This is a genomic window from Streptomyces sp. NPDC057963, from assembly GCF_042887155.1.
In the GTDB taxonomy this organism is placed as follows: Bacteria; Actinomycetota; Actinomycetes; order Streptomycetales; family Streptomycetaceae; genus Streptomyces.
Genome location: NZ_JBHVPX010000001.1, coordinates 134,806 through 160,877, shown reverse-complemented (window position 1 = coordinate 160,877; position 26,072 = coordinate 134,806). Strand labels below are relative to the sequence as shown.

Here is a 26,072-nt window from a genome sequence, read left to right as displayed (position 1 = left end):
CTGTACCGGGGCTTGAAAGGGCGGCGTTCTCCGTGGCGTTGGACGAGGCGAGGGCGAGCGGCACGCACGGCGGCGGCTGTACGTGCGGCGGCTGCCCGCACGGGGCACGCGAGGGCCACCGGCGTGCGGTGGCCGCCTTCCTGGCCAAACGGGACGAACTGGCCGCGGGCCAGGGGCTGCCGCCCGGGGTCGCCCGCTCCGCCTCCGCGACCCGCCAGTGGGTCTCGGACGAGCTGACCCAGTCGGCCAGGACCGTGGCCGAACGGGGCCGGGAGGCGGGCGACGCCTGGCTGTACCGGGTGTGGCGGCGCACCCTGATCGCGGTGTGGGGGAGCGTCGCCGTACTGGTCGTCGCCGAGACCGCCACCGCCATCGGCGCGGGCTGGACCAACGCCCGTACGGCGGGGCTCGTCGCCGGACTCGTCACCGCGGGCCTGCTGAGCGGCGCCGCCCACCTCCACCGGGCCCGCGGCGGCCTCCTCGCCCCGGTGATCGGCGAGGACAACCGGCTCTCCACCTCCCGGGCGGTCGCCGCGTCCTGGGTGCTGCTCGCCGTCTTCTCCGTCCTGGTGCTGGCGCTCCAGCTGGCCGGTGCCTCCGACCACACCGAGCGCGACGAACTGATCGAGGGGCTGGAGCTGTCCCGGGGCGCAGGGGTGGTGACCGTGCTGGCGCTGGTGTGCGCCGTCGCCGTGGTCGTACGCCGGGTGGTGACCGTACGCGCGCTGTCCGGGCGGCTGCAGAAGCTGCGGGCCGACCGGCCGCGCGCCGCCGATCTCCTCACCGACGACTCCGGACGGGGCAGCTTCACGGACGTCCAGTACGTGCTGGTGAGCACCGTCGCCGTGCTGTTCGCCGCGGTCCGGCTGGCGCGCAGGCCCGAACAGCTGCCCGACCTGCCCTGGGGCCTCGCGCTGCTGGTCACCGTCTCGGCGGTCGCGTACTTCGCCGGGAAATACGCGGAGGGCGGGCGACCGGTGGTGCTCTCGGTGGTCCGGACCCGGGAGGCCGGGGACCTGGACGCGCCGATCCGTACCGGCGACGACATCGAGATCCGCGGTGCGGGCTTCGTGCCGCCCGGCGCCGGGACGCCCGACCGGCTGGCCCGCATGGTCGTCCGGATCGGCCGGGTCCATGTGCACGTGCCGCTGATCCCGGTCCCCGGCGGCTTCGCCAATCCGACCGACGGCGTGCTCACCGTGCCGGTACCGGTGGAGGTGGAACCGGGGCTGGTGGAGGTACAGGTCGTGACCGCCGCTGGAGTGGAGACGAACCGGGTCGAGATCGATGTGACGGACTGACCGGCGGGAGGGGCCCGGCCGGGCGGCGGACACAAGACCACCGTCCGATCGGGGGACCTGCTGGGTGAACAGGGCGTTCAGTGCATACGTATGGTCTGGTGACGGATCTACGGAAGGCGAGCAGCCACATGCTGGGCTACGGCACGAACGTACGCGGTCTGGGCGAGTCGAGGGGGCTCAAGGAGCTGGCACGGGAACACGCCCTGCTGCCCCTGCGGATCTTCCTCGGCATCACCTTCATCTACGCGGCGCTCGACAAATTGACGGACAGTTCCTTCTTCCGCGCGAGCGGCGCCGGCTCCATCGGCGAGACCATGCACGGGGTACGCGACTCGGCGGCGGTCCCGGCCCTCGTCGACCTCGCGCTGAAGAGCCCGGGGGCCTTCGGGTACGCCATCGCCATCGGCGAACTCCTGGTCGGCATCGGCACCCTGATCGGGTTCCGGGCGCGGCTCGCCGCGCTCGGCGGGGCGCTGATCTCGCTGAGCCTGTGGCTGACGGTCAGCTGGCAGGTCAAGCCGTACTACTTCGGCAACGACCTGGCCTACTTCATCGCCTGGCTGCCGCTGCTGCTCGGCGGGGCCGCGGCGTTCTCCGCCGACGCCTTCCTCGCGTCCCGGCGGCGACGGATCCGGTAGTTGACCCAGGTCGCGGTGGCGGCCAGCCAGAGGCCGCCGAAGAACAGCGGGAAGAAGAAGACCCACGGGGCGTCCCACACCCCCGCCGCGTCCGCCGCGTATCCCGCTGCCAGAGCGAGCATGGCCACGCCCGCAACCGCCCGCCCCGGGCGGATCTCATGACGCAGCACGGGTGACCTCCACCTTTCCGATGCCGACTTCGAGAGTGAGCTCCACCGTGCCGGCCGGTTTGCTGCCCGGGGGCGGCGGAATCGTCCTGTGCTCGTTCTGCGACGGGTTGATGTCCACCTCGCCCCCCATCAGCTCGGCCGGTGCGTCGCTCGGCCGGCTGAGCGGCAGCGTGATGTCGCCGAGGGCCGCCCTGGCGTCCACCTTCACCGTTACCGCCTGCGGTACGACGACGACCGCGCGGCCCGCCCCGACCTTGACCGCCGTCCGGACGGTGCCGCCCGGCGGGACCGCGATCTCCGTGAGATCCAGCCGCGCCACCCCGGACTCCAGTTCGTAGCGCGGCTGGACCGCCGCCACCGAGGCCGGCCGCCACCCCTCGCGCACCCACTGGGTGGAGATGTCCTTGGGCAGCGCGGAGGCGCCCGCCAGCAGGGCCGCCGTGACCATCGACAGCATGACCGTGCCGAACCCGGTCCTTCCGAAGAACGCGCTGACCAGCATCCCCAGCCCGAACACCGCGAGCGCCGCGGCCAGACCGATCTGCAGACTCGTGCCGAGGGGATGGGACTCCCAGCTCAGCCCCGTACCCAGCCCGCCCGCGATCAGCGCGAGCAGGAACACGAGGCCGCCGATGGGGGCCGGGCCCGTGGTGCCGGGCTCCCGCCGGGGCGCGCGGAACGGGTTCTCCGGCGTCGCCCCCCCGGGGCGCGCCTTCCGGTCGTCCGGCGCCGCGTCGGCCGGACCCCACAGATAGCCGGGACCCACCGGCCCGGAGGTGCCGTCCTTGACGATCGGGTCCCGCCACCACGACGGGCTGCCCGGCGACGGCGGCGCCTTCACCTCGGGCGGCGCGTCCGCCACCGCCTGCGCGGTCGCCGGGTGCAGCGGGTCCTCGGGCGCCGCCGTCCTGCGGTTCTGCGTCCAGACGGCGAAGCCGACGACCGCGAGCGACAGCATCGCGGAGAACGCCAGCGTGCCGCCGTTGCCCAGCATGGAGAGGAACAGCCCGCAGCCGATCAGCGCGAGCAGCGCCGCGATCAGCGACGCACCCTCGACACGGCCGGACAGCAGCCGGCGCGCCTCGTTCTCGTCCTCCCCGTCCAGGGGGATCAGCAGCCACGCGAAGCCGTAGAAGATCAGCCCGACGCCGCCGGTCACGGACAGCACACCGAGCACGATCCGGAAGATCACCGGGTCGACGCCGCAGTACCGGCCGAGCCCGCCGCACACCCCGGCCACGACCTTGTGGCGCGGGGTGCGCCGCAGCTGCGGTCCTGGTCCGGAGGGCGGTGCGACACCGGGGGAGGCGTCCTGGGGAACGGTCATGGCTCCATGGTGACGGGCCGAGCGCCGGTCCGGGACCCGCGCCGACCCTGGCCGATCCCTGATATTGCCCCCACGGGTCCCCGAAGGTGCGCGGCCGCGCACCTTCGGGACGGGCTCTCAGGGTCGAGTCCGGGGCGGACCCTGATGCCTGCACCCGTACGGACATGTGACGATCGGTGCATGCCTGCCGCCACCCCCCGAGCCACAAGCTCCCTCAACGCCGACCCGGAGGAGCAACCGCTGCGCAAGCTGTACCGCAGCGCCGACGGACGGCTGCTCGGCGGCGTCGCGCGCGGTCTCGCCGGGCATCTCGGGCTGCCGGTCGCCTGGGTGCGGTTCGTCTTCCTCGGCCTGTTCTTCGCGGACGGCCTCGGTGCGCTGCTCTACGCCGTGTTCTGGATCGTCGTCCCGCTCGGCGTCGGCGGCGTCGAGGCGCCGCGCTCCCTCTTCGCGACCGCCCCGGACGGCAGCCGCCGGCTCCGCACACCCGACAGGGGCCAGGTCTTCGCCCTCATCGCGCTGTTCATCGGCGCCATGATCTTCGTCGGCAATGTCGACATGGGCAGCAAGGCCGACCGCTACATCTGGCCCACGCTGCTGATCGGCGCCGGTTCCGTACTGGTGTGGCGGCAGGCCGACAACGCCCGGCGCGCCCGCTGGATGGAGGTCGGCAACCGCCGCCGGGTCCTCCATCTGGCCCGGGGACTGGCCGGGGTCGCCCTGGTCGGCCTGGGCCTGGCCGTCTTCATGGTGGTACGCGGCTCCGCGGCCCAGCTCGGCAACGTCCTGACCGCCGCGATCGCCGTCCTCACCGGCATCGCGCTGCTGGCCGGCCCCTATCTCGTACGCATGACCCAGGACCTCTCCGAGGAACGCACGATGCGGATCAGGGCCCAGGAACGCGCCGAGGTCGCCGCCCACGTCCACGACTCGGTGCTGCACACCCTCACCCTGATCCAGCGCAACGCGGAGGACGCGGGCGAGGTCCGCAGACTGGCCCGCGCCCAGGAACGCGAACTGCGCAACTGGCTCTACAACCCCGAGGGCACCGGCAAGGACGAGGACGACGAACCCGAGACCCTCGCCGAGGCGGTCAGACGCGCCGCCGCCGAGGTCGAGGACAAGCACGGCGTCCCGCTGGAGGTCGTCGTCGTCGGCGACTGCCCGCTGGACGAGAAGCTGGCCGCGCAGATGCAGGCCGCGCGCGAGGCGATGGTCAACGCCGCCAAGTACGGTGGCGAGGGCGGCGCCGTGCAGGTCTACGCCGAGGTCGAGGGCCGTACGGTCTTCGTCTCGGTGCGCGACCGGGGCCCGGGATTCGACTTGGATTCCGTGCCGGGGGACAGAATGGGCGTACGAGAATCAATCATCGGCCGGATGCAGCGCAACGGTGGTACGGCGCGACTGCGTTCGGTGCCCGACGGGGGCACGGAAGTCGAGCTGGAGATGGAGAGGGCGAGCGATGACGGAGACCACTGAGGCGACCGGGGGCCCGGAGCGCCGGGTACGGGTCGTGCTCGTCGACGACCACCGGATGTTCCGCACCGGTGTCCAGGCCGAGATCGGCCGCACCGAGGAGACGGGCGTCGAGGTGGTCGGCGAGGCCGCCGACGTCGACCAGGCGGTCACCGTCATCACGGCGACCCGCCCCGAGGTCGTCCTCCTCGACGTCCACCTGCCGGGCGGCGGCGGCGTCGAGGTGCTGCGCCGCTGCGCCCCGCTGATGGGCGCCGTGGAGAACCCGGTGCGGTTCCTGGCGCTGTCCGTCTCGGACGCCGCCGAGGACGTCATCGGCGTCATCCGCGGCGGCGCCCGAGGCTACGTCACCAAGACGATCACCGGCACGGACCTGGTCGACTCGGTCTTCCGGGTCCAGGACGGCGACGCGGTGTTCTCGCCCCGGCTGGCCGGCTTCGTCCTCGACGCCTTCGCCTCGACGGACGCGCCGCCGGTCGACGAGGACCTGGACCGGCTGACGCAGCGCGAGCGCGAGGTGCTGCGGCTGATCGCCCGCGGCTACGCGTACAAGGAGATCGCCAAGCAGCTGTTCATCTCGGTGAAGACGGTCGAGTCGCACGTCTCGGCGGTGCTGCGCAAGCTCCAGCTGTCGAACCGGCACGAGCTGACCCGGTGGGCGACGGCGCGACGGCTGGTCTGAGTCAGCCGACGGCCGCGGAGTCGGGGTCGAGCGAGATGTTCAGCTTCTCGCCGACCCTGCGGTAGCCGATGCCCGCGTAGATCCGTTCCACATCGGCGTCGCCCGGCTCCAGCCACACCGCCCGGCAGCCCCGCGCGAAGGCGGTCGCCGTCAGGTGGGCGCAGAGCGCGGCGCCGATGCCGCGGCGGCGGAAGGCGGCGGCGACGGCGAGGCCGACCAGTTCGCCGAGGCCGTCGACCGGGATCGAGCAGCCGCCCGCGCCCGCCGGGACGCCGTCGACCGCGGCGAGGGCCGCGACCCCGCCGCCCCCGGCCGCCTCGCGCAGCCAGGCCGCCTCGCCGCCCTCGGGCTCGCCCGTACCGCCGTATCCGAGGTGCTGGACGAGCGCGGCGGCATCGAACTCCGCATCGGTCACCGGCTCGGTGATCGTGAGGGCGTTTACCGGCTTCGGGAGCAGCAGACCGCCCGGGTCACAGGCCAGGACCGGGGCCCGGTTCTCGACGGTGAACCCGGCGGCGAGCAGGGCCGGTTCGACCGCGGGAGCCCAGCCGGGCAGGAACTCCAGCCGGGGCAGCCGGTCGTGTTCGCGGAACGCCGCGATCAGCGCGTCGATCTCCTCGGCCGTCGGCTCGGCGTCCTGATCGGGTATCGCGTAATTGGCGTACTTGGTCGACCAGCCGGCGTTGTACCGCACGGTGAAGGGGCCGACCCGCAGATGGCCGGGGGAGCGCAGCGCGAGCGTACGGGCGTGGATCTGGACCTCGACGTCCATGGGCATGTGTGGGTGTCCTCTAGCCGATCGACCGGAAGCCGGGAGCCTACGTCACCCGGGTCGCTCCGGCGAAGGGCATCTGATCGATGGGCGCGATCCGGACCGGCGCCCCCGGGCGCGGGGCGTGGATCATCTGGCCGTTGCCGATGTAGAGCCCGACATGGCTGATGCCCGAGTAGAAGAACACCAGGTCGCCCGGGGCCAGTTCGGAGCGCGAGATGTGCTGTCCGGCGTTGATCTGGGTGTACGTGGTCCGGGGCAGCGCGACACCGGCGGAGCGCCAGGCGGCCTGGGTGAGCCCGGAGCAGTCGAACGAGGACGGGCCGGTGGCGCCCCAGACGTACGGCTTGCCGAGCGCCCCGTACGCGAACGCGACGGCCTCGGCGGCGCGGGCGTCGGGGGCCAGGACGGTGCCGCGCCCGGTGCCGCGGTCGGCCCGGCCGGCGGAACGCGCACCGTCCGCACCCTCGTAGGCGGCGCGCTCGGCCGGGGAGAGGGTGGCGAGGAGCCGTTGCGCGTCGGCCAGTTTGGTTTTGATCGTCGCCTTGTGCTTCTCCAGCTCGGCCTGGCGCGCCGCCAGCGCCGACAGCCTGCCCTTGGCCTGCGCGCGCAGCTGGGCGATCCCGGCGACCTGCCGCTCCACCTCGCCGATCTCGGCGGCCCGCCGGTCGCCCATCCGGTCCACGTACGACGCGCGCTCCAGGTACTGGTCGGGGTCGGAGGAGAGCGCCAGCTGTACGGACGGGTCGAGGCCGCCCGTGCGGTACTGCGCGGCGGCGAACGAACCCAGTGCGTCGCGCGAGGCGTTGAGGCGCTCGGTCCTGCGGGCGGCCTCGTCGCGCAGGGTGTCGACGGCATCCGCGGCGGCGGTCGCCTTCTCCTTCGCGCCGTTGTACTGCTCGGTGGCGACCTCCGCCTCGTGGTAGAGCCGGTCCACCTCGGCCCTGACCTGGGCGGGGCTTCGCTGGGGATCGGCGTGCGCCGGGCCCGGCAGTACGGCAGCGGTGGCGGCTCCGGCGAAGGCGAGGGTCGCCGCGGTGCGGGCAGCAGAGCCGGTGTACGGGCGCTGCTTGGGTTTCCGGTGCGCTGCCACGGGGGCGTGCGTCCTTCCTGGCGACTGCCCGTCGGGGACTACCGGCGGGCCCGCCCGAGGCCCGTCGGCGGGCCGCCAACGGGGGAGCGGCCCGCCGACGGATCTCTCGGCGGGGTGACCGGCGTGCCCTCCGGGTGCGGAGCGGCGGTGAAGCCGGTCACCTGGTCAGGGACGCTAAACCCGGGGCACGAGGAAGAGTCGTAATGAAGCCTATTGCCCGAATTTGGCGCGACATTGTCGCTATCTGATCGGAAGAATGGCAACAGAGTCAGGCAATTGGTGCAGACGCGAGTGAAGTGCCAGGAAGCCGCACCTGGCTGCGGAGTGGTGATATGGGCGGGGCTAGGCTGCGGCCTCATGGACGTACTCATTCATGTCTTCGTCGCCCTGCACATCATCGGTATCGCCGCGTTGCTGGGCGGTTTCCTGACCCAGATGAAGGCGATGGGCGCGGGCGCGGCCCGGTTCGTCCCGGCGATGCTGCACGGCGCGCTGACGATGCTGGTCACCGGGGTCGCGCTGGTCGGGCTCAACCAGGCCGACGGCGGCCAGGTGAACAACGTCAAGATCGGGGTCAAGCTGCTGTTCCTGGTCGTCGTCCTGGCGCTGGTCTACATCAAGCGGGACGAGGAGAAGGTCGACAAGGGCGCCTTCGCGGCCGTGGGCGGGCTGACGCTCGCCAACATCTTCATCGCCACGCTCTGGACCTGAGAACCGAGGCCGGAGACCGCCGCCCCGAGGCCCGAGGCCCGAGCCTGCCGGGGGCGGCTCGGCTTCGGGAGGCGGGCAGGCTTCGGGGGTGAGCCAGTCGCAGGGGTGGCCCGGCTCCGGGGCGTGACCCGACCGGTGCGCGGGGCGGCCGGTGAGCCGACCGGCCGCTGGGCGGCACGGCCGGCTCACGCCTCGGGCGACGGCGAGGCCGGCCACTACGCCGGCCGCACGCTGCCGTAGATCGGCATGTAGTAGATCGACTCCTCGCGCACGTTCGCCCCCGGCTTCGGCGCGTGGATCATCATTCCGTCGCCCTTGTAGATGCCGACGTGGCTGATGTCGTCGTAGAAGAAGACGAGGTCGCCGGGGCGCAGGTCGGCCGTGGCGACCCGGGTGCCGACCTTCACCTGGTCCCAGGTGGTGCGCGGGATGTCGACGCCCGCGGCCTTCCATGCCGCCTGGGTGAGCCCGGAGCAGTCGTACGACGACGGACCCGTCGCGCCCCAGACGTACGGCTTTCCGATCTGGGCCCGGGCGAAGGCCAGCACCTTCTCCGCCTTGGTGGAGGCGCTGCTGTCCGAGCCGGTCCCGGTGCCCGTTCCCGTACCGCCGCCGGACCCCGTCTTCTTCGCGGCCTCGCGGTCCGCCTCCGCCCTGGCGGCGGCCTGCTTCTTGGCCAGTTCCTCCGCCTTGCGCCGGGCCTCCGCCTCCTTCTTCCGCTCCAGCGCCGCGAGCCGCGCCTTCTCCTGCGCGGTCAGCTCCGACAGCAACGCGCGCGCCTCGCCCAGTTTCTTCTGGACGTTCTGCTTGCTGGTGCGCAGCGTGGCCTGCGTCGTGGTCAGCGTCTCCAGGCTCCGCACTGCTTCGGCACGCCTCGTCGCCGCCGCGGCCTGCTGTGTACGGAAGTCCGTGATCGCCTTCTGCCGGCGGCTGGTCATCCGGTCCATCAGCTGGTTCTGGTCGAAGTACGACTGCGGGTCGTCGGCCAGGAAGAAGGTGGCGCTCGGCGCGACGGTGCCGCCGCGGTACTGGGCGGCCGCGTAGCTGCCCAGCGTCCTGCGGGCGTCGTTGAGCTTGTCCGCGCGCTCGGCGACGTCCTTCAGCAGGGCGTCGACCTCGGTGCGCTGGGCGGTGGCGGCCTCCTTCGCCCGGTTGTACTGCTGGGTCGCGGTGCCCGCCTGCCGGTAGAGGCCGTCGACCTTCTTCTGGACGTCCTCGATTCCGGGCTTCGGCGCGGGGGCGGCCGTGGCGCTCTGGGTGGAGAGCAGGGTCACGGACGCCAGTGCCGCCGTCGTGAGCCCGACGGCCGGAGTGGTGGTGCGCACCCGGGTGCGTGGTTTGCGATGCGACGCCAAGGCGGGCATCTCCTTCCGTGGACCGCCTGCCGGGTCAGGGCCTCTCGTTCGGATCACGCCGGGCTCGCCCGATCCAAACGAAAGACCCCAGCTGTCGGGTGCGGGCGGAACGGAAGGCTGCCCTGCGGTCCGAGTGGGGGATAAGGACCGATTCACCCCGGTGCTGCGTGTGGGTCCCCGGCTCCGAACGCCCGCGAGGGCAGCCCGGATTCGGCGCGGGCGCCCGCTCGGCGTGGTTCGCCTCAGGGGGGACGGGCCGCCCGGTCGAGCACGCTAGCCAACCCATGACGCCGCTGTGAAGGTTGATGTTCGATATGCCCGATACATGTTCGTGACCTTCGTGAAGTGGGGCGGCGGGGACGGACGGGGGCCCCGTCCGTCTCACCCGCAGTGGCTGTCCGCTCTCTTTGCGTGCCCGGCCGTGGAGTGGGGTTCGTCATGCGGCCGGGGTGCGGTTCGGCATGCGGCCTCCGTGTGTCGGTCCGGCGGCCTAGACTCGGCAAGCGATGAGCAGCCTCTTTGACGACAGCTTCCTGGCCGGCCTCCAGCACTCGGAGGAAGAGCCCCCGCCGCCCCCCGAGGACTCCGCACCCGAAGCGGTGCCGGAGGACCTCTTCGCGGGTGTGTTCGACGGGCCCCCGCCGCCCAGGGACGCGTACTACCGCGACGGCGCCCCCCGCCCCGTCATCGACCCCGCGGCGCTCCTCGACGGGCTGAACACCGAGCAGCGCGCCGCCGTCGTCCATGCGGGTTCGCCCCTGCTCATCGTCGCCGGGGCGGGCTCGGGCAAGACCCGGGTGCTGACCCACCGGATCGCCCACCTCCTCGCCGAGCGCGGGGTGCACCCCGGGCAGATCCTGGCGATCACCTTCACCAACAAGGCCGCGGGCGAGATGAAGGAGCGCGTCGAGCAGCTCGTCGGGCCGCGCGCCAACGCCATGTGGGTCATGACCTTCCACAGCGCGTGCGTACGCATCCTGCGCCGCGAATCGAAGAAGCTCGGCTTCACCTCGTCGTTCTCGATCTACGACGCCGCCGACTCCAAGCGGCTGATGGCCCTGGTCTGCCGCGATCTCGACCTCGACCCGAAGCGCTTCCCGCCGAAGTCGTTCACGGCCAAGGTCTCCAATCTGAAGAACGAACTGATCGACGAGGAGACCTTCGCCGGCCAGGCCGCGGACGGCTTCGAGAAGACCCTCGCCCAGACCTACGCGATGTACCAGTCCCGGCTGCGCGAGGCCAACGCGCTGGACTTCGACGACATCATCATGACGACGGTCCACCTCCTCCAGGCGTTCCCCGACGTCGCCGAGCACTACCGCCGCCGCTTCCGGCACGTCCTGGTCGACGAGTACCAGGACACCAACCACGCCCAGTACACCCTCGTGCGCGAACTGGTCGGCCCGGCCGGCGAGGGCGACGCCCCCGCCGAGCTGTGCGTCGTCGGTGACGCGGACCAGTCGATCTACGCCTTCCGCGGCGCGACCATCCGCAACATCCTCCAGTTCGAGGAGGACTACCCGAACGCGACCACGATCCTGCTGGAGCAGAACTACCGCTCCACGCAGACGATCCTGTCCGCCGCCAACGCGGTCATCGAGCGCAACGAGAGCCGCCGCCCCAAGAACCTGTGGACGAACGCCGGCACCGGCGCCCGGATCACCGGCTACGTCGCCGACACCGAGCACGACGAGGCGCAGTTCGTCGCCGACGAGATCGACCGGCTGACCGACGCGGGCGACGCCAAGGCGGGCGACGTCGCGATCTTCTACCGTACGAACGCGCAGTCCCGGGTCTTCGAAGAGATCTTCATCCGCGTCGGCCTGCCGTACAAGGTCGTCGGCGGCGTGCGCTTCTACGAGCGCAAGGAGGTCCGGGACGTCCTGGCCTACCTCCGGATCCTCGCCAACCCCGAGGACACCGTCCCGCTGCGCCGCATCCTCAACGTGCCCAAGCGCGGCATCGGGGACCGCGCCGAGGCGATGATCGACGCGCTGTCCATGCGCGAGAAGATCACCTTCCCGCAGGCGCTGCGCCGGGTCGACGAGGCGTACGGCATGGCGGCCCGGTCGGCCAACGCCGTCAAGCGGTTCAACACGCTGATGGAGGAGCTGCGCACGATCGTCGAGTCCGGCGCGGGACCGGCGGTGGTCCTGGAGGCCGTCCTGGAGCGGACCGGCTATCTCGCGGAGCTCCAGGCGTCCACGGACCCGCAGGACGAGACCCGCATCGAGAACCTCCAGGAGCTCGCCGCCGTCGCCCTCGAATTCGAGCAGGAGCGCGGGGAGTCCGGCGAGGAGGGCAGGGGCACCCTGGCCGAGTTCCTGGAGCGGGTCGCACTCGTCGCCGACTCCGACCAGATCCCCGACGAGGACGAGGACGGCTCCGGCGTCATCACGCTGATGACGCTGCACACGGCGAAGGGCCTCGAATTCCCGGTGGTCTTCCTGACCGGCATGGAGGACGGTGTCTTCCCGCACATGCGGGCGCTCGGCCAGGTCAAGGAGCTGGAGGAGGAGCGGCGGCTCGCGTACGTCGGCATCACCCGGGCCCGCGAGCGGCTGTATCTGACCCGGGCGGCGATGCGCAGCGCGTGGGGCCAGCCCTCGTACAACCCGCCGTCGCGGTTCCTGGAGGAGATCCCGGACCAGCACCTGGAGTGGAAGCGGACCGGGCCGATGGCGGCTCCGGCCGGGCCCACGTCGGGGATCACCTCGTCGCTGTCCTCGTCGCGTGCGCGCTCCGGCCCCTCGGGCTTCGCGACCCGGCGGACCTCGGACAAGCCGACAGTCACGCTGGCCGTCGGGGACCGGGTCACGCACGACCAGTTCGGCCTCGGCACGGTGACGGCGGTCGAGGGCGTCGGCGACCAGGCGAAGGCCACGGTCGACTTCGGGGACGAGCGGCCGAAGAAGCTGCTGCTGCGGTACGCGCCGGTCGAGAAGCTGTAGGCGGGCGCGACGGCCGGGGCGGACGGGCAGGCGCGCAGGCGACTGGGACCGTTGCTCCGGCCGCCTGGTGTGTTGCTCCGGCCGCTGGGCATGGCATGTCGAACACCGGGCGCCGGGTGCGTTGCGCCGGTCTTTGGGCATGCCGCGTCGGGGGCGGGGCGTCGGGCGCGGGGTGAGGGCCGTGGCTCACGTTGCCGGGGTGACGGCCGTGGTTCACCGGGTGACGGCCGTAGGGTCCGGCCGTCCGGTGGGGTGGCTCAGGTCGGGTTGACGCCGTGGCTGCGGAGCCAGGGGAGCGGGTCGATCGCCGCACCGCCACTGGGCCGTACCTCGAAGTGCATGTGCGGACCGGTCGAGTTTCCGGAGTCGCCGGAGTACGCGATGACGTCACCGGCCTTGACCGGGCCCGAGCGGATCTTGGTGCTGCTGAGGTGGCAGTACCAGGTCTCGGTCCCGTCGGCCATGGTGACGATGGCCATGTTCCCGTAGGCGTTGTTCCACTGCGTGCGTACGGTGCCGTCGGTCGCGGCCATCACGGGCGTGCCGTACAAGACGGGGAAGTCGATGCCCGTGTGCACGGACATCCAGTTGACACCCGCCTGCCCGAAGTACGCGCTGAGGCCGTGCCGCGCGACCGGAATGACGTACTTGGGGCGCAACGCCTCCTTGCGCGCGGCCTCGTCCTCGCGCTTCTTCTTCTCGGCGGCCTGCCGCTCCCGCAGATCGATGCGCTCCTGGGTGCGGCTGGCGCGGTCCGCGAAGTTCTCGGCGTCGGCGCTGAGGTTGGCGAGCTGGGTGTCCAGCTTGTTGTTGGCGGCGACCGGCTTGACGGAGCCTGGATCGGCGGCCGCCATCGTGGTCTTGCTGTCGTCCTTCTTGTCCTCGCCGCCCAGTCCGCCGACGGAGGCCGCAGCGATACCGGCCACGCTCATCACACAGGCGGAGGGAACGGCGACGGTGAGGAGCGCGGAACGCTTCGCGGGGGAACGCCGCCGACTACGACTGCTGCCGCCACCGCCGCGGGTGGCGGGGCGGCTGAGAGGACGGCGGACATCCGGCACGGCGTCGGCCGGATCACCGGCCGGATCACCGGTTGCGTTTCCGGTCACGTCGTCGCCGCTCACGTCGTCGTCGGTCGTGGCGGAGCCGTTTTCGTGCCGGTCGGCGTCGAAGTCCTTCTCGGGGAGGCTGAATTCGGCGGTGCTGAATTGGGTGGTGCTGAATTGGGTGGTGCTGAACTCGGCGGTGCTGAACTGGGCGGTGTCGTGCGGCTCGTACGGGTCGCGCGCCTCGTACGGCTGTTGTGCCCCGTGTACCCCGTGTGCCCCGTGTGTTGCCGTTGCCTCGTCCAACACCTGTGCGGTTTGCGTAGTTTGCGCGGTTTGCTCTTCGTGTTCGGGCGTGGCGCCGGTGTTCCAGGCGGTGGCGTCGTACGCGCCGGTGTCGTACGCGGCCGTGTGGGTCGTCGCCCACTGACCGGTCTGGTGCCAGCCGTTGGTCTCCCACTGGCCCGTGGCGTCGGGGGTGCCGGCCTGCTCCGGAAGGTCGGCGAAGGCGGCGGTGGCGGGTGTCCAGGTGGCCGTGGCGCCGTACTGCGGGCCCGCTGCGTACGGCTGCTGCTCGGACTCTGTCGCGTACGGGGCGTAAGTGTCGTACGAGGTGGTCGGGTGCGCGCCCGTGTCCCACTGTGCGGAGTCGTACTGACCGCTGTATCCGGTCTGCCCGGCGCCGTAGCCGCCGTCGTAGCCACCCGGGAGGGAACCGAAGAGCGGGTCGCTGTCGAAGCTGCCGGTGGCCTGGCTGTCGTATCCGGCGTACCCGGCGTGGGGGTGCTGGTCGTTCACCAACTTCTCTCTCGCCTCGGCAGCAGGACCTGTGGTCTGGGGTCCGGTGGGGGAATCCGAATCCCAGGGGGAGTAGTGGCCGCGACTGTACCCGGCGGTATGCGGCGTCGACAATCTTCGGCGGCTTCGGGCGGCTCAGGAAACGGGCAATCGGCCGTCTTTCGACGGCCTGTCCACACAGCCTTGGCCTTATGTTCGAAACGCGTTCTATTTGCGTGGTCCGGTGAGGGCCGGGAGGCGGTGGGAAGCGGTGCGAGGGGGTGGGGAGCGGGCGAGGGGGTGGGAAGCGATGGGAAGTGGTGGCTGAGGCCGGGCAGGACCTGCTCGTCCTGCCCGCCCGGCTCAAGCAGCCCCCGCTGACCCCTCGGTCCCGGCTGCTCCTTCAGTCCCAGCAGCCCCAGCAGCCCCAGCAGTCCCGGTGGTCCCGGTCGCCCTGGCGGTTCCTGCGGTTCCCGCGGTCCCGGTCATCGCTTCGCGGGATTCCAGCGCCTGCCGGACTGCTGTGGCGACGGTCGGATGCACGGGGAGCGCGAGGTGGCCGATCCCGCTGACGCGTACATTCACCGCGTCGAGATCCGGATGGTCGATGCAGGCCGCCTCGGCGGGGACGATCACCTGGTCCAGCTCGCTCCAGAAGCTCACGAACCGGGTGCGGCAGCCGGGCGCCGGCCTGCGCAGTTCCTCGATCGGCGCGGAGTCCGTACGCATCTGGCGCACGAGGGGGTGAGCGCTGGCCAGCGGGGCGACGGCCGTGCCCCCGTGCGGCGTGCCGAGGGTGACCAGGGTGCGGACCCGCCGGTCACCGCCCAGCCGCTGTACGTAGTAGCGGGCGATCAGGCCGCCGAGACTGTGCCCGACTATGTCGACCTCATGGTGTCCGGTGCGGGTGCAGATCTCCTCGACGTGCCGGCCGAGCAACTCGGCCGCCGCACGGATGTCGCAGGTCAGCGGCGAGTAGTTGAGCGACTCCAGATGGCGTCGGCCGTGCCGGGCGAGGGAGCGGCGGAGCAGGAGGAAGACCGAACGGTTGTCGATGAAGCCGTGCAGGAGCACGACGGGCGGCTGTTCGCCGCCCTCGGCGCGGAGTGCGGACGCCTCGGCGGGTGCGGTGTCGGTGGGCGCCTCGGCCGGGCACGGTGCGGGCCGCCGCTCCCCGGCGATGCCGGTGGGGTAGAGGAGCACATGCCCGGCGAGGACCACCAGTTCGAGGGCAGTGGCCTTGAGCAGGGCGGATGACAGCTGGGTGCGGCACGGACACGGCCGGTGCGGCAGTAGCGGTAGGAAAGGCAGGACCTGCATGGCCGACCTCCTGCTTCGGCAAGCGGGGGAGGCGACTCCGGTCCCCGTATGCCCTCGTGGGGTGCCGTTGCGGAGGTACGGGCGGCCTGCCTGTCCGACCGGCGTCCGGTCCTGATGGCCGGGCCCCTGCTGTCCGTCGGTGACCGGCGGACAGCAGGCGGACGGCCGACGGACGGCTGGTCGCCGGACCCGATGGCCATGGGTCCGACGGGCCGTACCACCGTGCCGCGCGGCTGGCGGCGCGGTGGTACGACGACCTCGAAGCGGCTCCCCTGGCGGCCGGTCCCGCACGGCAGGTGAGCCGCGTCAAACGGGAACGGCACCCGGTGAACATGTCCCACGTGTGATTTCCCCCTCCCCGTACACCGTGAAACGGCGGGTTGCGGGATGCTGTAGATAACGTTCGTTCACATCCCCGGCCCTACAGGCACGGGAGACGCATGTGGAGGCAGTGATGGGTGTGACCGGTCCGATTCGTGTGGTGGTGGCCAAGCCGGGCCTGGACGGCCATGATCGTGGGGCCAAGGTGATCGCGCGGGCGCTGCGCGACGCCGGTATGGAGGTCATCTACACCGGGCTCCACCAGACGCCCGAGCAGATCGTGGACACCGCGATCCAGGAGGATGCCGACGCGATCGGCCTCTCGATCCTCTCCGGTGCGCACAACACGCTCTTCGCCAAGGTGATCGAGCTGTTGAAGGAGCGCGAGGCGGAGGACATCAAGGTCTTCGGCGGCGGCATCATTCCGGAGGCGGACATCGCGCCGCTGAAGGACCAGGGCGTCGCGGAGATCTTCACCCCGGGCGCGACGACGACGTCGATCGTCGACTGGGTCAACGCGAACGTCCGTCACCCCGCCGAAGCCTGACCCCCACCACCCCGAGGCACCCCCGGACAAGGGTCCACCCGGCCGGCCCGCCGGTCCATTCGGCCCGCCGTCCATTCGGTCCGCCGTCCATTCGGTCCGCCCGTCCGGTCTGGCCACCCTGGGTTGGCCCCCCGAGTTGGCCCCCTGGGTCGGCCGCCCGGGGGCAGGGCCGTCGGGTCCGCGTATCCGGGCCGACCGCCCTGGGGCAGCCGCCTCGGGCCGGGCCACCCCTCGGTCGGCCGCCCGGTCTGCCCGCCCTGGGCCGGTTGCTCCGGGCCGGGCCGGCGTCCCCGGCTGATCGGCCCGGAGCAACCCGCCCGGGACCGGCTGCCCGGCTTGCCTGTACCCCCTGCCCCGGCGCTCGACGGCTGCCCCCGTGCCCAGGTGTCCGGCGTCCGCGGATCTGTCTCGGACGGGTGCGCGCTCAGCCGCGGGCGCGTCTGTCTCTCCCCCGGTGGAGGTCCGGCGATTCGTTTCAGGCCGGTATCGGTTCCTCCCGGGCCGGTGTCAGCTCCCGCTCCATCGTCGCGCGCAGTCGCAGCGTGGAGACCAGTCGTTGGAAGGCTTCCGACCAGTAGCCGTTCGCGCCCGGTGAGGCGTTTTCCGGTTCGTCCGGGGTGGTGGTGAGGACCTCCAGGCGGTCTGCTTCGGCCGGGTTCAGGCAGCGTTCGGCCAGGCCCATCACGCCGCTGAAGCTCCAGGGATAGCTGCCCGCGTCCCGGGCGATGTCCAGCGCGTCGACGACCGAGCGGCCGAGTGGCTCGGACCAGGGCGTCGGGCAGACCCCGAGCAGCTGGAACGCCTCCGACAGTCCGTGTGCCGCGATGAAGTCGGCCACCCATCCGCCCCGTTCGGCCGCGGGAAGTATGGCGAGGAGCTTCGACCGCTCGGCGAGCGACGCCGTGCCGGGGCCGCTCGACGGTGGGACGGACGGGGCGCCGAGCAATGCGCGGGCCCACTCCGGATCCCGCTGCCGCACCGCTGCCCGGCACCAGGCCGCATGCAGTTCTTCGGCCCAGCCGTCGGCCACCGGCAGGGTGACGACCTCCTGCGCGGTGCGGCCGCCGAACCGCGCAGGCCAGGTGGCGAGCGGGGCCGCCTCCACCAACTGGCCGAACCACCAGGAGCGTTCGCCCCGCCCGGACGGCGGCGCCGCCACCACGCCGTCGCGCTCCATCGCGGCGTCGCATTCGTGCGGGGCCTCCACGGCGACGGATGCCTCGTCACCCGAGAGGTCCGGGCTCACGCAGGATGTCGCACGGGCGGCCATCCGTCCGGCGAACGCCGACTCCGGCAGCGCGGACAGCAGTTCGGCAGCCGTCGAGCGCACATTGCGGCTCCGGTCGGAGAGGGCTTGTTCCAGGAATGCCTCGTCCACGGTGGACAGACCCGTGCGCAGCGAATCGAGGAACATCAGCCGGTCCTCGGCGCGTTCGGTGGGCCACGTGGTGGCGAGCAGTGCGAGCGCCGCGCGGGGGTCGTGCGCCCGTACGGCCCCGAGCAGGGCGACCCGCTCGGCGAACAGCCCCTCTTCCCACAGCCGGGTGACCGCTTCCGGCGCCGTGACGTCGGGCAGCGACGAGCCGCCGGACGAGCCGCGCAGGGCGAACTTCCACTCGGGGTTCAGCCCGGCCAGCCACAGTCCGCGCGGCCCGGCGAAGGCCAGGGCCTGGGGACGTAGATCGGTACGGGACCTGGCCGCGTCGAGCAGGGGCGGGAGCAGTGCGGCCGGGGCTCGGAAGCCGTGCTGGTTGGCGGTGGCCAGCCACTGCGGGATCAGCTCCGTGAGATCGGGAGCCGCACCGCGCCGACCGCCCGAGCCGCCCGCCGCCGACCGGTCCGCGAGCAGTTGGGCCAGCCTGCGTCGCGCGGCGGAGGGCAGCGGTGGCCTCGGGTCGGCGGGTGCGGGCTCGGGCCGCGGGGCGGCGGAGGCGGGCAGCAGCCCTGCTCTGCGCCGCACGGTGTGGAGCGCCGCCGCATCCAGCAGTCCGGCCGGCCCGCCGTCCCCCTCGGCCGGGCGGCGGTCGGTGCCGAGAAGCGCCGAGGTGACGAGGTCTTCCCATGGCGCGGGTGTGGTGGTGCGAGGCATTGGTCCCCCTCCGGACATCGAGCCTTTCGGACTTTTCAGCCCTTCAAATCCGTCGCGTCCTTCGTTTCCTTCGCGTCCTTCGCATGCGGCGTCAGATGAGCGGCACCGTTTCGGACGTCGTGTCGGCGCCGCTGATCCCGGCCCCTCCCGCGGTGCCGCCAGCGTCCGAGGACCAGGCCGCGAACGGGTCGAAGCCGCGGTGGCCGCATTCGCCGAAGACCGTGACCGGGGAGCCGCCGGAGAGCGCGACGAGCTTCCACAGTCCGGGCCGGGACAACGCCGACGGAGCGAGGGGCAGGGCGGCCTCGCCCGCCGCGTCGGCCAGTTGCCAGCCGTCCCCGGACGGCACGGGTATGACCTCGCGCAGCGTCACCGGCCAGGCGTCCAGCCAGGGGTCGTCCCGCAGGGCGTCTCCGTACGCACCGATCGCGGTCGCCGCCGTGCCGCCCGGAGGCGGTGTGGCGGCCGGGGACGGGACACCGAACTGCTGCCCCAGCTCCGCCCGCAGCCGGCCCGCGCCCGGATGGAGCGTGAGCTCGGCGTCGATCGTCACCCCCACCGGCAGGGCCAGTCCGGGGGAGCGCCCGGCCGCCCCGAAGGAGAGCAGCAGCGCCGTACGGCCCGACTCCCTCCCGTAGAGCCAGATCCGGCGTGTGACGATCCTGCTGTCCGGGGTGTCGTACTGCGCGAGGACCAGCCAGTGGTCGCGGATCGGTGGGCCCTCGGCGGGGGCGGTCAACCCCACACGGGTACGCACCGTGGCCGCCAGTGGTTCCGACAGCCGGCTGATTCCCAGCCAGGCGCTGTCCAGCAGATGCAGCAGCGCGCACTCCTCCAGCAGCCGTACCGGCCAGCCCGGACCGGAGGCCGGGATGGAGCCCAACTCCCGTACTTGGGCGGCCAGTCCGGGCGCCTGGGCGTCGACCATGCGGGCCGCCGTCTCCTCCCAGAGCCCGTACCCCGACTGATCGGCCGCCGCCAGACCGCCGCGCAGCAGGTCTGCCAGCCGCTGCTCAAGCTCCTGCGCTCCGCCGGTGATCCGCCCGGCCCGGCGCTCGGCCCGCCGCCGGGCCGCCTCCGGGTCGGCCGGGCCCGCGGCCGAGGCGCCGCCCGCCGCCGACCCGGCCTGCTCCCCCTGCTGTGCCGCACGCTCGCGACGGCCCGTCAGCCATTCACCGGCCCAGTCCGGGACTTCGCCCGCAGGCAGGGCCGATTGGCCGGACGCCCAGACCAGCAGCAGTCCCAGCGCGTGCTTGCAGGGGAACTTCCGGCTGGGGCAACTGCACTTGTACGCGGGGCCGGTGGTGTCCACCACCGTTTGATACGGCTTGCTTCCGCTTCCCTTGCACAGCCCCCACACCGCACCCGAACCGTCACACCCGCCGCCCGACCACGGGCCGGCCGAACCGAGCTTGCTCCCCGCCGTGCGTGAGGCGTCGTCAGGAGCCAGTGCCAGGACCTGCTCCACCGTCCAGCGCGCCGCCGGTCCGGCGGTGCGCAAGGGTTCTCCCCCGTGAGATAGCAGCATGGGAACGACGGTAGAGCCCACCACTGACAATCAACCTGACCTGCTCATTCGTCGTCCTGCGCAGCGTTTGGCTTTACCTTCTCTTTGCGATTCGCTGCGAGCTTCCGACCTCTGGATCCGGGGGGATCAACCGATGAGCCACACCGTCCGCAACGTCCGCACCAGTCGCAACTTCCGTACCGTCCGCACCGCGCGTACCGTCCTCTGCGCAGCGGTCGTCCTCGGCCTCGCCCTGGGCCTCGGCGCCTGCTCCGAGGCCGTGGACCAGGTGGACAAGGCCGTGGACGAGACGTACGGGGTCATCTACGAGGTCACCGGCACGGGCGTCGACGAGAACCAGTTCCACGGGGGCGGGGGCAAGGCCATGGAACCGAAGGCCGAGACCGTCGAGTCACCCACGCTGCCGTGGCGCAAGACCGTCACACTGCGCGGGATCATGCCGCCCGCCGTCACGCCGATCGCCCTGGACGAGGACGGGGCCGACGTCGCCTGCTCGATCACGCACAAGGGCAAGGTCGTCAAGGAGGCAGAGGGCGAGGGGCTCATCGCCGCGGGCGGCTGCGTCGCGGTCTCGCCGGTGGCGGGCTGAACTCTCTGCCCGTAGCGGCCGAATCGGCCCTGACCTGCGGTCGGGGCCGATTGTCAGTGCCATGGTGCACGGTGGGAACCACATCGGGTCGACCGATCTGGAGGGGGATCCATGACCGTGTCCGAAACCACCGCCACCGACGGCGTACAGGCCCTGCGACCGCATGCCGAGGACGCCTTCGCCCACGAGCTGAAGGCCCTTGCCGCGGCCGACGACCGCCCCCGGCCCGCCCGGTGGCGGCTTTCCCCGTGGGCCGTCGCCACCTATCTGCTCGGTGGCGCACTCCCGGACGGCACGGTGATCACGCCCAAGTACGTCGGCCCGCGCCGCCTCGTCGAAGTCGCCGTGACCACACTCGCCACCGACCGGGCCCTGCTGCTCCTCGGTGTTCCCGGCACCGCCAAGACCTGGGTGTCCGAGCACCTCGCGGCCGCCGTCAGCGGCGACTCGACACTGCTCGTCCAGGGCACGGCGGGCACCCCGGAGGAAGCCGTCCGCTACGGCTGGAACTACGCACAACTGCTCGCGCACGGCCCCAGCCGCGACGCCCTGGTGCCCAGCCCGCTCATGCGCGCCATGTCCGACGGCATGACGGCGCGGATCGAGGAACTCACCCGTATCCCCGCCGATGTACAGGACTCGCTCATCACGATCCTGTCGGAGAAGACGCTCCCCGTTCCCGAACTGGGCCAGGAGGTCCAGGCGGTTCGCGGCTTCAACGTCATCGCCACGGCCAACGACCGCGACCGCGGGGTCAACGAGCTGTCCAGCGCGCTGCGCCGCCGGTTCAACACCGTCGTGCTGCCGCTGCCGGAGACCCCCGATGCCGAGGTCGACATCGTCTCCCGGCGCGTCGACCAGATCGGACGCTCGCTCGACCTCCCGGCCGCGCCCGACGGCCTGGCCGAGATCCGACGCGTCGTCACCGTCTTCCGCGAGCTGCGCGACGGTGTCACCGCCGACGGACGCACCAAGCTCAAGTCCCCCTCGGGGACGCTGTCGACGGCCGAGGCGATCTCCGTCGTCACCAACGGCCTGGCACTGGCCGCACACTTCGGCGACGGAGTGCTGCGCCCCGGTGATGTGGCGGCGGGCATCCTCGGCGCGGTCGTCCGGGACCCCGCGGCCGACCGGGTGGTCTGGCAGGAGTATCTGGAGACCGTCGTCCGGGAGCGGGACGGGTGGAAGGACTTCTACCGCGCCTGTCGCGAGGTATCCGCATGACCCGGGCCGCGCGGCCCGGGGGACCGCTGCTGCTGGGGGTGCGGCACCACGGACCGGGCTCGGCCCGTGCCGTCCGTGCCGCCCTGGACGTCGCCCGCCCGCAGGCCGTGCTCATCGAGGGACCTCCGGAGGGTGACGCACTCCTTCCGCTGGCCGCCGACGAGCAGATGCGGCCGCCGGTCGCGCTGCTCGCCCACGCCGTGGACGATCCGGGGCAGGCGGCGTTCTGGCCTATGGCCGCTTTCTCGCCCGAATGGGCCGCGATCCGCTGGGCGCTGGCGCACGACGTGCCGGTCCGCTTCATCGACCTGCCCGCGGCGCATTCGCTGGCCATGGCACAGGCAGCGGAACGCCGGGACGGCCAGGACGGGGGCGTCGACGAGAACGGGGACAGGGACGGGGAGAGGGGCAGGGACCGGAACGGGGACGGAGACAGGGGCAGGGACAAAAAAGACGGGAACGGGGACGGAGTAGGGAGCGTGGACGGGGGGACGCCTGGCGGCGACTCGCCTGCGCGTGTCCCGATCGACCCCATCGGCGTACTGGCCGAAACGGCGGGTTACGACGACCCGGAGCGCTGGTGGGAGGACGTCGTCGAACACCGAACCCAGGACGGAGCGGCCGCCGACCCGCTGGCACCGTTCGCCGTGCTCGCCGAGGCGATGACGGCCCTGCGCGAGGTGTACGGCGACGGCGGCCATCCTCGTGACACCGTGCGGGAGGCGTACATGCGCATCCAACTGCGCAAGGCGGTGAAGGAGTTCGGCGACGGCCTTGCCGTTGTCTGCGGCGCCTGGCACGTGCCCGCGCTCGGCACGAGGACCACACTCGCCGCCGACCGAGCCCTGCTCAAGGGGCTGCCCAAGGTCAAGACCGAGTTGACCTGGGTGCCCTGGTCGCACCGCAGGCTCGCCCGGCACAGCGGTTACGGGGCGGGCATCGACTCGCCCGGCTGGTACGGACACCTCTTCGACGCGACCGACCGCCCGATCGAGCGGTGGATGACCAAGGTCGCCGGCCTCCTGCGCGACGAGGACCGGTTCGTCTCGTCCGCCCACGTCATCGAGGCCGTCCGGCTCGCCGAGACCCTCGCAGCCATGCGCGGCCGGCCGCTCGCCGGGCTGAGCGAGACCACCGATGCGATCAGGGCCGTGATGTGCGAGGGGTCCGACGTGCCGCTCGCGCTCGTACGGGACCGGCTGATCGTCGGCGAGACGCTCGGCGACGTACCGGAGGCCGCCCCCGCCGTTCCCCTGCAGCGCGACCTCGCCCGGCTGCAGCGCACGCTCCGGCTCAAACCGGAGGCGCTGGAGCGGGAGTTGGAGCTCGACCTGCGCAAGGACACCGACGCGGCCCGCAGCCGGCTGCTCCACCGGCTGCGGATCCTCGCCGTCGGCTGGGGCGAGCCCGCGACCGGCCGGGCCGGCACCGGCACCTTCCGGGAGAGCTGGCGGCTGCGCTGGGAACCCGAGCTGTACGTCCAGGTCGCTGAGGCCGGGACCTGGGGCACCACCGTGCTCTCCGCGGCGACCGCCAAGGCCGAGTTCCAGGCGACCTCGGCGACCGGCCTCGCCGACGTCACCGCACTGGCCGAGCACTGCCTCCTCGCAGACCTGCCCGACGCGCTGCCCGTGGTGATGCGGGCCCTCGCCGACCGTGCCGCGCTCGACGCCGACGTCGGGCATCTCGCCGATGCCCTGCCCGCGCTGGCCCGCACTCTGCGCTACGGCGACGTGCGGTCCACGGACACCGCGGCGCTCGGCGAGGTCGCGGCCGGGCTCGCCGAGCGGATCTGTGTCGGACTGCCACCCGCCTGCACCGGACTCGACGCCGACGGCGCCGCCGGACTGCGCCGCCGGGTGGACGGGGTCCACACCGCGATCGGCCTGCTCACCGGGGCCGCCAGAACGGACACCGACGGGGACGGGCTGCGCGAGCGCTGGACCGCCGTACTGCACAAGCTCGCCACCCGGGACACGGTCGCGGGCGTCATCCGGGGCCGCGCGGCCCGCCTGCTGCTCGACGAGGGGCGGCTCGCGGAGGACGACGCGGCACGGCTGATGGGCCTGGCCCTCTCGCCCGGCACACCTCCGGCCGACGCCGCGGCCTGGATCGAGGGGTTCGTCGGCGGAGCCGCCGGGGGAGGCATGCTCCTCGTCCACGACGAGCGACTGCTCGGCCTGGTCGACGCCTGGCTCACCGGGGTTCCCGCCGACACCTTCGCCGACGTGCTGCCCTTGCTGCGCCGCACCTTTTCGGCGTACGAAGCGGGCGTGCGGCGCACGCTGGGCGAGCTCGTACGGCGCGGTCCGGCCACCGGGGGCCCGGCGGCCGGGGCCGACGGCACCGTGGCGGCGGCACCCGGCTTCGGCCCCGGACTCGACGGAGCCCGAGCCGATGCGGTGGTACCGGTCCTGCGCCTCCTGCTCGGCCTGGACACCTCCACCGACGCCGACGCCGACATCGGCACCAACACTGGTGCAGGTGCAGGTGCAGGTGCAGGTGCAGGTGCAGGTGCAGGCGCAGGCGCCGACCCCGGCCCCGGCCCCGGCGCAGGCACCGACATGGATCCGGACCCGGATGACGTCGGCACGGACGAGAGAGCCGGGATCGTCGAGGAACCGCTGGGGGCGACGGGATGACCACGAACAGCGACGCGACGACCGCGAACGACCAAGAGGTGATCACGAACGACCATGGGGTGATCGCGAACGCGGCCGACACCGCACCGCACCGGGCTCACGGCTCGGCCCCCGGCCCGGCGGACCACCCGGTGCGCCCCGGCCGCGCGCGCCCCGGACCCGCCGACGACGAACGGTTGCGACGGTGGCGTCTGGTCCTGGGCGGCGACAGCGCAGAGAGCACCGGCTGCACCCTCACCGGACGCGACGCCGCGATGGACGGCGCACTGACCGCGCTCTACGGCGGCGGAGGCAGATCCGGCGGCCGGGGCGGGACCAACCGCTCGGCCGGACTCGGGGCCTCCGCCCCCTCCGTGGCCCGTTGGCTCGGCGACATCCGCACGTACTTCCCCAGCTCCGTCGTCCAGGTCATGCAGCGTGACGCGATCGACCGGCTCGGCCTCTCCGCACTGCTCCTCGAACCGGAGATGCTGGAGGCCGTCGAGGCGGACGTCCATCTCGTCGGAACGCTCCTCTCGCTCAACAAGGCCATGCCCGAGACGACGAAGGAGACCGCCAGAGCGGTCGTACGCAAGGTCGTCGACGACCTGGAGAAGCGGCTCGCCACCCGCACCCGGGCCACACTCACCGGCGCGCTGGACCGCTCGGCGAAGATCAACCGGCCCCGCCACCACGACATCGACTGGAACCGCACCATCCGGGCCAACCTCAAGAACTACCTCCCGGAGTACGGCACCGTCGTCCCCGAGCGGCTCATCGGCTACGGGCGGGCCGCGCAGTCCGTGAAGAAGGACGTCATCCTCTGCATCGACCAGTCGGGATCGATGGCCGCCTCCGTCGTCTACGCCTCCGTCTTCGGCGCGGTGCTCGCCTCCATGCGCACCCTGCGGACCAGACTCGTCGTCTTCGACACGGCCGTGGTCGACCTCACCGACCAGCTCGACGACCCCGTCGACGTACTCTTCGGCACCCAACTCGGCGGCGGCACCGACATCAACCGCGCGCTCGCCTACTGCCAGTCGAGGATCACTCGGCCCGCCGACACCGTCGTCGTACTCATCAGCGACCTGTACGAGGGCGGCATACGCAACGAGATGCTGAAGCGGGTCGCCGCGATGAAGGCGTCCGGCGTGCAGTTCGTGACGCTGCTCGCGCTGTCCGACGAGGGCGCTCCCGCCTATGACCGTGACCACGCGGCGGCCCTCGGGGCTCTGGGCGCCCCGGCGTTCGCATGCACGCCGGACCTCTTCCCGGAAGTGATGGCGGCGGCGATCGAGAAGAGGCCGCTTCCCGTACCGGACAAGGAGGCCCCCCGGTGAGGCCCGTCGGTGAGGTCCGTAGATGAGGCCCGTGGGGGAGGCCCCTCGGAGAGGTCCCTCGGTGCGGCCCGTCATCGAGGCCTGCCGGGGAATCGGGGAGGGGAATCGGGGAACGGGGCTCGCGCCGGTGGTGAAAGGGGGCTCGCTCCCCGCCCGTCCGGGGTCCGTCCCCGCGCACCGCGCGGCGCGGTGTC

Annotated in this window: 21 protein-coding genes; 12 read left to right on the top strand and 9 right to left on the bottom strand. The window is 72.4% G+C overall.

Features of this window, described 5'->3' with window-relative positions; translation table 11 throughout:
• The first annotated feature begins 32 nt into the window (after window positions 1–32).
• Together ACFVT1_RS00700 and ACFVT1_RS00695 are read left to right on the top strand one after the other, a co-directional pair.
• Window positions 33–1,301, top strand: a complete 1,269-nt coding sequence (locus tag ACFVT1_RS00700; RefSeq protein WP_389791265.1) for a hypothetical protein — start codon at window positions 33–35, stop codon at window positions 1,299–1,301.
• Window positions 1,302–1,429: 128 nt separating this feature from the next.
• Complete coding sequence (locus tag ACFVT1_RS00695; protein WP_389792201.1) at window positions 1,430–1,939, top strand: DoxX family protein; 510 nt, start codon at window positions 1,430–1,432, stop codon at window positions 1,937–1,939.
• Here ACFVT1_RS00695 and ACFVT1_RS00690 read toward each other — a convergent pair.
• Together ACFVT1_RS00690 and ACFVT1_RS00685 are read right to left on the bottom strand one after the other, a co-directional pair.
• Entirely contained in the window at window positions 1,846–2,109 is a 264-nt protein-coding gene (locus tag ACFVT1_RS00690) for a hypothetical protein (protein WP_362207950.1), read from the bottom strand. The genes ACFVT1_RS00695 and ACFVT1_RS00690 overlap by 94 nt on opposite strands.
• The gene (locus ACFVT1_RS00685) at window positions 2,096–3,436 is read right to left on the bottom strand and encodes a PspC domain-containing protein (protein WP_389791263.1); all 1,341 of its coding nucleotides are present in this window, start codon (window positions 3,434–3,436) and stop codon (window positions 2,096–2,098) included. The genes ACFVT1_RS00690 and ACFVT1_RS00685 overlap by 14 nt, the downstream gene beginning before the upstream one ends.
• 180 nt (window positions 3,437–3,616) lie before the next feature.
• Between ACFVT1_RS00685 and ACFVT1_RS00680 the strand changes: the two genes are divergently transcribed.
• Both ACFVT1_RS00680 and ACFVT1_RS00675 read left to right on the top strand, forming a co-directional pair.
• Window positions 3,617–4,915 carry a PspC domain-containing protein gene (locus ACFVT1_RS00680; protein ID WP_389791261.1) on the top strand — a complete coding sequence of 433 codons (1,299 nt, stop codon included), beginning with the start codon at window positions 3,617–3,619 and terminating at the stop codon, window positions 4,913–4,915.
• The gene (locus tag ACFVT1_RS00675; RefSeq protein ID WP_326767293.1) at window positions 4,899–5,594 is read left to right on the top strand and encodes a response regulator transcription factor; all 696 of its coding nucleotides are present in this window, start codon (window positions 4,899–4,901) and stop codon (window positions 5,592–5,594) included. Before ACFVT1_RS00680 ends, ACFVT1_RS00675 begins: the two co-directional genes overlap by 17 nt.
• 1 nt (window position 5,595) lies before the next feature.
• On the opposite strand, the gene ACFVT1_RS00670 is transcribed toward ACFVT1_RS00675, so the two are convergent.
• Window positions 5,596–6,372, bottom strand: a complete 777-nt coding sequence (locus ACFVT1_RS00670) for a GNAT family N-acetyltransferase (protein WP_389791259.1) — start codon at window positions 6,370–6,372, stop codon at window positions 5,596–5,598.
• A gap of 40 nt (window positions 6,373–6,412) precedes the next feature.
• Window positions 6,413–7,459, bottom strand: a complete 1,047-nt coding sequence (locus ACFVT1_RS00665) for an NlpC/P60 family protein (protein ID WP_389791257.1) — start codon at window positions 7,457–7,459, stop codon at window positions 6,413–6,415.
• Between the two features lie 357 nt (window positions 7,460–7,816).
• Between ACFVT1_RS00665 and ACFVT1_RS00660 the strand changes: the two genes are divergently transcribed.
• Window positions 7,817–8,170 carry a hypothetical protein gene (locus tag ACFVT1_RS00660; protein WP_389791256.1) on the top strand — a complete coding sequence of 118 codons (354 nt, stop codon included), beginning with the start codon at window positions 7,817–7,819 and terminating at the stop codon, window positions 8,168–8,170.
• A 215-nt stretch (window positions 8,171–8,385) separates the two neighbouring features.
• Here ACFVT1_RS00660 and ACFVT1_RS00655 read toward each other — a convergent pair whose 3' ends face one another.
• Window positions 8,386–9,525: an NlpC/P60 family protein gene (locus tag ACFVT1_RS00655; protein WP_389791254.1), complete on the bottom strand. Its 1,140-nt coding sequence runs from the start codon at window positions 9,523–9,525 to the stop codon at window positions 8,386–8,388.
• A gap of 506 nt (window positions 9,526–10,031) precedes the next feature.
• Between ACFVT1_RS00655 and pcrA the strand changes: the two genes are divergently transcribed.
• The gene (gene pcrA, locus ACFVT1_RS00650; RefSeq protein WP_389791252.1) at window positions 10,032–12,476 is read left to right on the top strand and encodes a DNA helicase PcrA; all 2,445 of its coding nucleotides are present in this window, start codon (window positions 10,032–10,034) and stop codon (window positions 12,474–12,476) included.
• 257 nt (window positions 12,477–12,733) lie between these two features.
• Here the strand turns inward: pcrA and ACFVT1_RS00645 are convergent, their stop codons facing one another.
• Both ACFVT1_RS00645 and ACFVT1_RS00640 read right to left on the bottom strand, forming a co-directional pair.
• The gene (locus tag ACFVT1_RS00645; RefSeq protein ID WP_389791250.1) at window positions 12,734–14,320 is read right to left on the bottom strand and encodes a M23 family metallopeptidase; all 1,587 of its coding nucleotides are present in this window, start codon (window positions 14,318–14,320) and stop codon (window positions 12,734–12,736) included.
• 342 nt (window positions 14,321–14,662) lie between these two features.
• Entirely contained in the window at window positions 14,663–15,619 is a 957-nt protein-coding gene (locus tag ACFVT1_RS00640) for an esterase/lipase family protein (RefSeq protein ID WP_389791248.1), read from the bottom strand.
• Window positions 15,620–15,667: 48 nt separating this feature from the next.
• Here ACFVT1_RS00640 and ACFVT1_RS00635 point away from each other — a divergent pair, with 48 nt between their 5' ends.
• Window positions 15,668–15,919: a hypothetical protein gene (locus ACFVT1_RS00635; RefSeq protein ID WP_389791246.1), complete on the top strand. Its 252-nt coding sequence runs from the start codon at window positions 15,668–15,670 to the stop codon at window positions 15,917–15,919.
• Between the two features lie 154 nt (window positions 15,920–16,073).
• On the top strand, window positions 16,074–16,487 hold the full coding sequence (locus ACFVT1_RS00630) for a cobalamin B12-binding domain-containing protein (protein WP_124716864.1): 414 nt from the start codon (window positions 16,074–16,076) through the stop codon (window positions 16,485–16,487).
• A 475-nt stretch (window positions 16,488–16,962) separates the two neighbouring features.
• Here the strand turns inward: ACFVT1_RS00630 and ACFVT1_RS00625 are convergent, their stop codons facing one another.
• Both ACFVT1_RS00625 and ACFVT1_RS00620 read right to left on the bottom strand, forming a co-directional pair.
• Complete coding sequence (locus ACFVT1_RS00625; protein WP_389791244.1) at window positions 16,963–18,576, bottom strand: DUF5691 domain-containing protein; 1,614 nt, start codon at window positions 18,574–18,576, stop codon at window positions 16,963–16,965.
• Between the two features lie 91 nt (window positions 18,577–18,667).
• Window positions 18,668–20,104 carry an SWIM zinc finger family protein gene (locus ACFVT1_RS00620; RefSeq protein WP_389791242.1) on the bottom strand — a complete coding sequence of 479 codons (1,437 nt, stop codon included), beginning with the start codon at window positions 20,102–20,104 and terminating at the stop codon, window positions 18,668–18,670.
• 133 nt (window positions 20,105–20,237) lie between these two features.
• Here ACFVT1_RS00620 and ACFVT1_RS00615 point away from each other — a divergent pair, with 133 nt between their 5' ends.
• The 4 genes from ACFVT1_RS00615 to ACFVT1_RS00600 all read left to right on the top strand — a co-directional run bounded on the left by ACFVT1_RS00615 (window position 20,238) and on the right by ACFVT1_RS00600 (window position 25,878).
• A complete protein-coding gene (locus ACFVT1_RS00615) occupies window positions 20,238–20,693 on the top strand; it encodes a hypothetical protein (protein WP_389791241.1) in 456 nt (151 codons plus the stop codon).
• 111 nt (window positions 20,694–20,804) lie between these two features.
• Window positions 20,805–21,917, top strand: a complete 1,113-nt coding sequence (locus ACFVT1_RS00610) for an AAA family ATPase (RefSeq protein ID WP_389791239.1) — start codon at window positions 20,805–20,807, stop codon at window positions 21,915–21,917.
• A complete protein-coding gene (locus ACFVT1_RS00605; RefSeq protein WP_389791237.1) occupies window positions 21,914–24,559 on the top strand; it encodes a DUF5682 family protein in 2,646 nt (881 codons plus the stop codon). Before ACFVT1_RS00610 ends, ACFVT1_RS00605 begins: the two co-directional genes overlap by 4 nt.
• Window positions 24,556–25,878: a VWA domain-containing protein gene (locus ACFVT1_RS00600; RefSeq protein ID WP_389791235.1), complete on the top strand. Its 1,323-nt coding sequence runs from the start codon at window positions 24,556–24,558 to the stop codon at window positions 25,876–25,878. The genes ACFVT1_RS00605 and ACFVT1_RS00600 overlap by 4 nt, the downstream gene beginning before the upstream one ends.
• Window positions 25,879–26,072 lie beyond the last annotated feature (194 nt).

Coding starts and splice junctions, on each gene's coding strand:
- ACFVT1_RS00620 (WP_389791242.1), bottom strand. CDS start 20,104: ATGCTGCTATCTCACGGGGGAGAACCCTTGCGCACCGCCGGACCGGCG.
- ACFVT1_RS00625 (WP_389791244.1), bottom strand. CDS start 18,576: ATGCCTCGCACCACCACACCCGCGCCATGGGAAGACCTCGTCACCTCG.
- ACFVT1_RS00615 (WP_389791241.1), top strand. CDS start 20,238: ATGAGCCACACCGTCCGCAACGTCCGCACCAGTCGCAACTTCCGTACC.
- ACFVT1_RS00680 (WP_389791261.1), top strand. CDS start 3,617: ATGCCTGCCGCCACCCCCCGAGCCACAAGCTCCCTCAACGCCGACCCG.
- ACFVT1_RS00660 (WP_389791256.1), top strand. CDS start 7,817: ATGGACGTACTCATTCATGTCTTCGTCGCCCTGCACATCATCGGTATC.
- ACFVT1_RS00640 (WP_389791248.1), bottom strand. CDS start 15,619: ATGCAGGTCCTGCCTTTCCTACCGCTACTGCCGCACCGGCCGTGTCCG.
- ACFVT1_RS00635 (WP_389791246.1), top strand. CDS start 15,668: ATGCCCTCGTGGGGTGCCGTTGCGGAGGTACGGGCGGCCTGCCTGTCC.
- ACFVT1_RS00695 (WP_389792201.1), top strand. CDS start 1,430: ATGCTGGGCTACGGCACGAACGTACGCGGTCTGGGCGAGTCGAGGGGG.
- pcrA (WP_389791252.1), top strand. CDS start 10,032: ATGAGCAGCCTCTTTGACGACAGCTTCCTGGCCGGCCTCCAGCACTCG.
- ACFVT1_RS00685 (WP_389791263.1), bottom strand. CDS start 3,436: ATGACCGTTCCCCAGGACGCCTCCCCCGGTGTCGCACCGCCCTCCGGA.
- ACFVT1_RS00670 (WP_389791259.1), bottom strand. CDS start 6,372: ATGCCCATGGACGTCGAGGTCCAGATCCACGCCCGTACGCTCGCGCTG.
- ACFVT1_RS00610 (WP_389791239.1), top strand. CDS start 20,805: ATGACCGTGTCCGAAACCACCGCCACCGACGGCGTACAGGCCCTGCGA.
- ACFVT1_RS00630 (WP_124716864.1), top strand. CDS start 16,074: ATGGGTGTGACCGGTCCGATTCGTGTGGTGGTGGCCAAGCCGGGCCTG.
- ACFVT1_RS00675 (WP_326767293.1), top strand. CDS start 4,899: ATGACGGAGACCACTGAGGCGACCGGGGGCCCGGAGCGCCGGGTACGG.
- ACFVT1_RS00605 (WP_389791237.1), top strand. CDS start 21,914: ATGACCCGGGCCGCGCGGCCCGGGGGACCGCTGCTGCTGGGGGTGCGG.
- ACFVT1_RS00600 (WP_389791235.1), top strand. CDS start 24,556: ATGACCACGAACAGCGACGCGACGACCGCGAACGACCAAGAGGTGATC.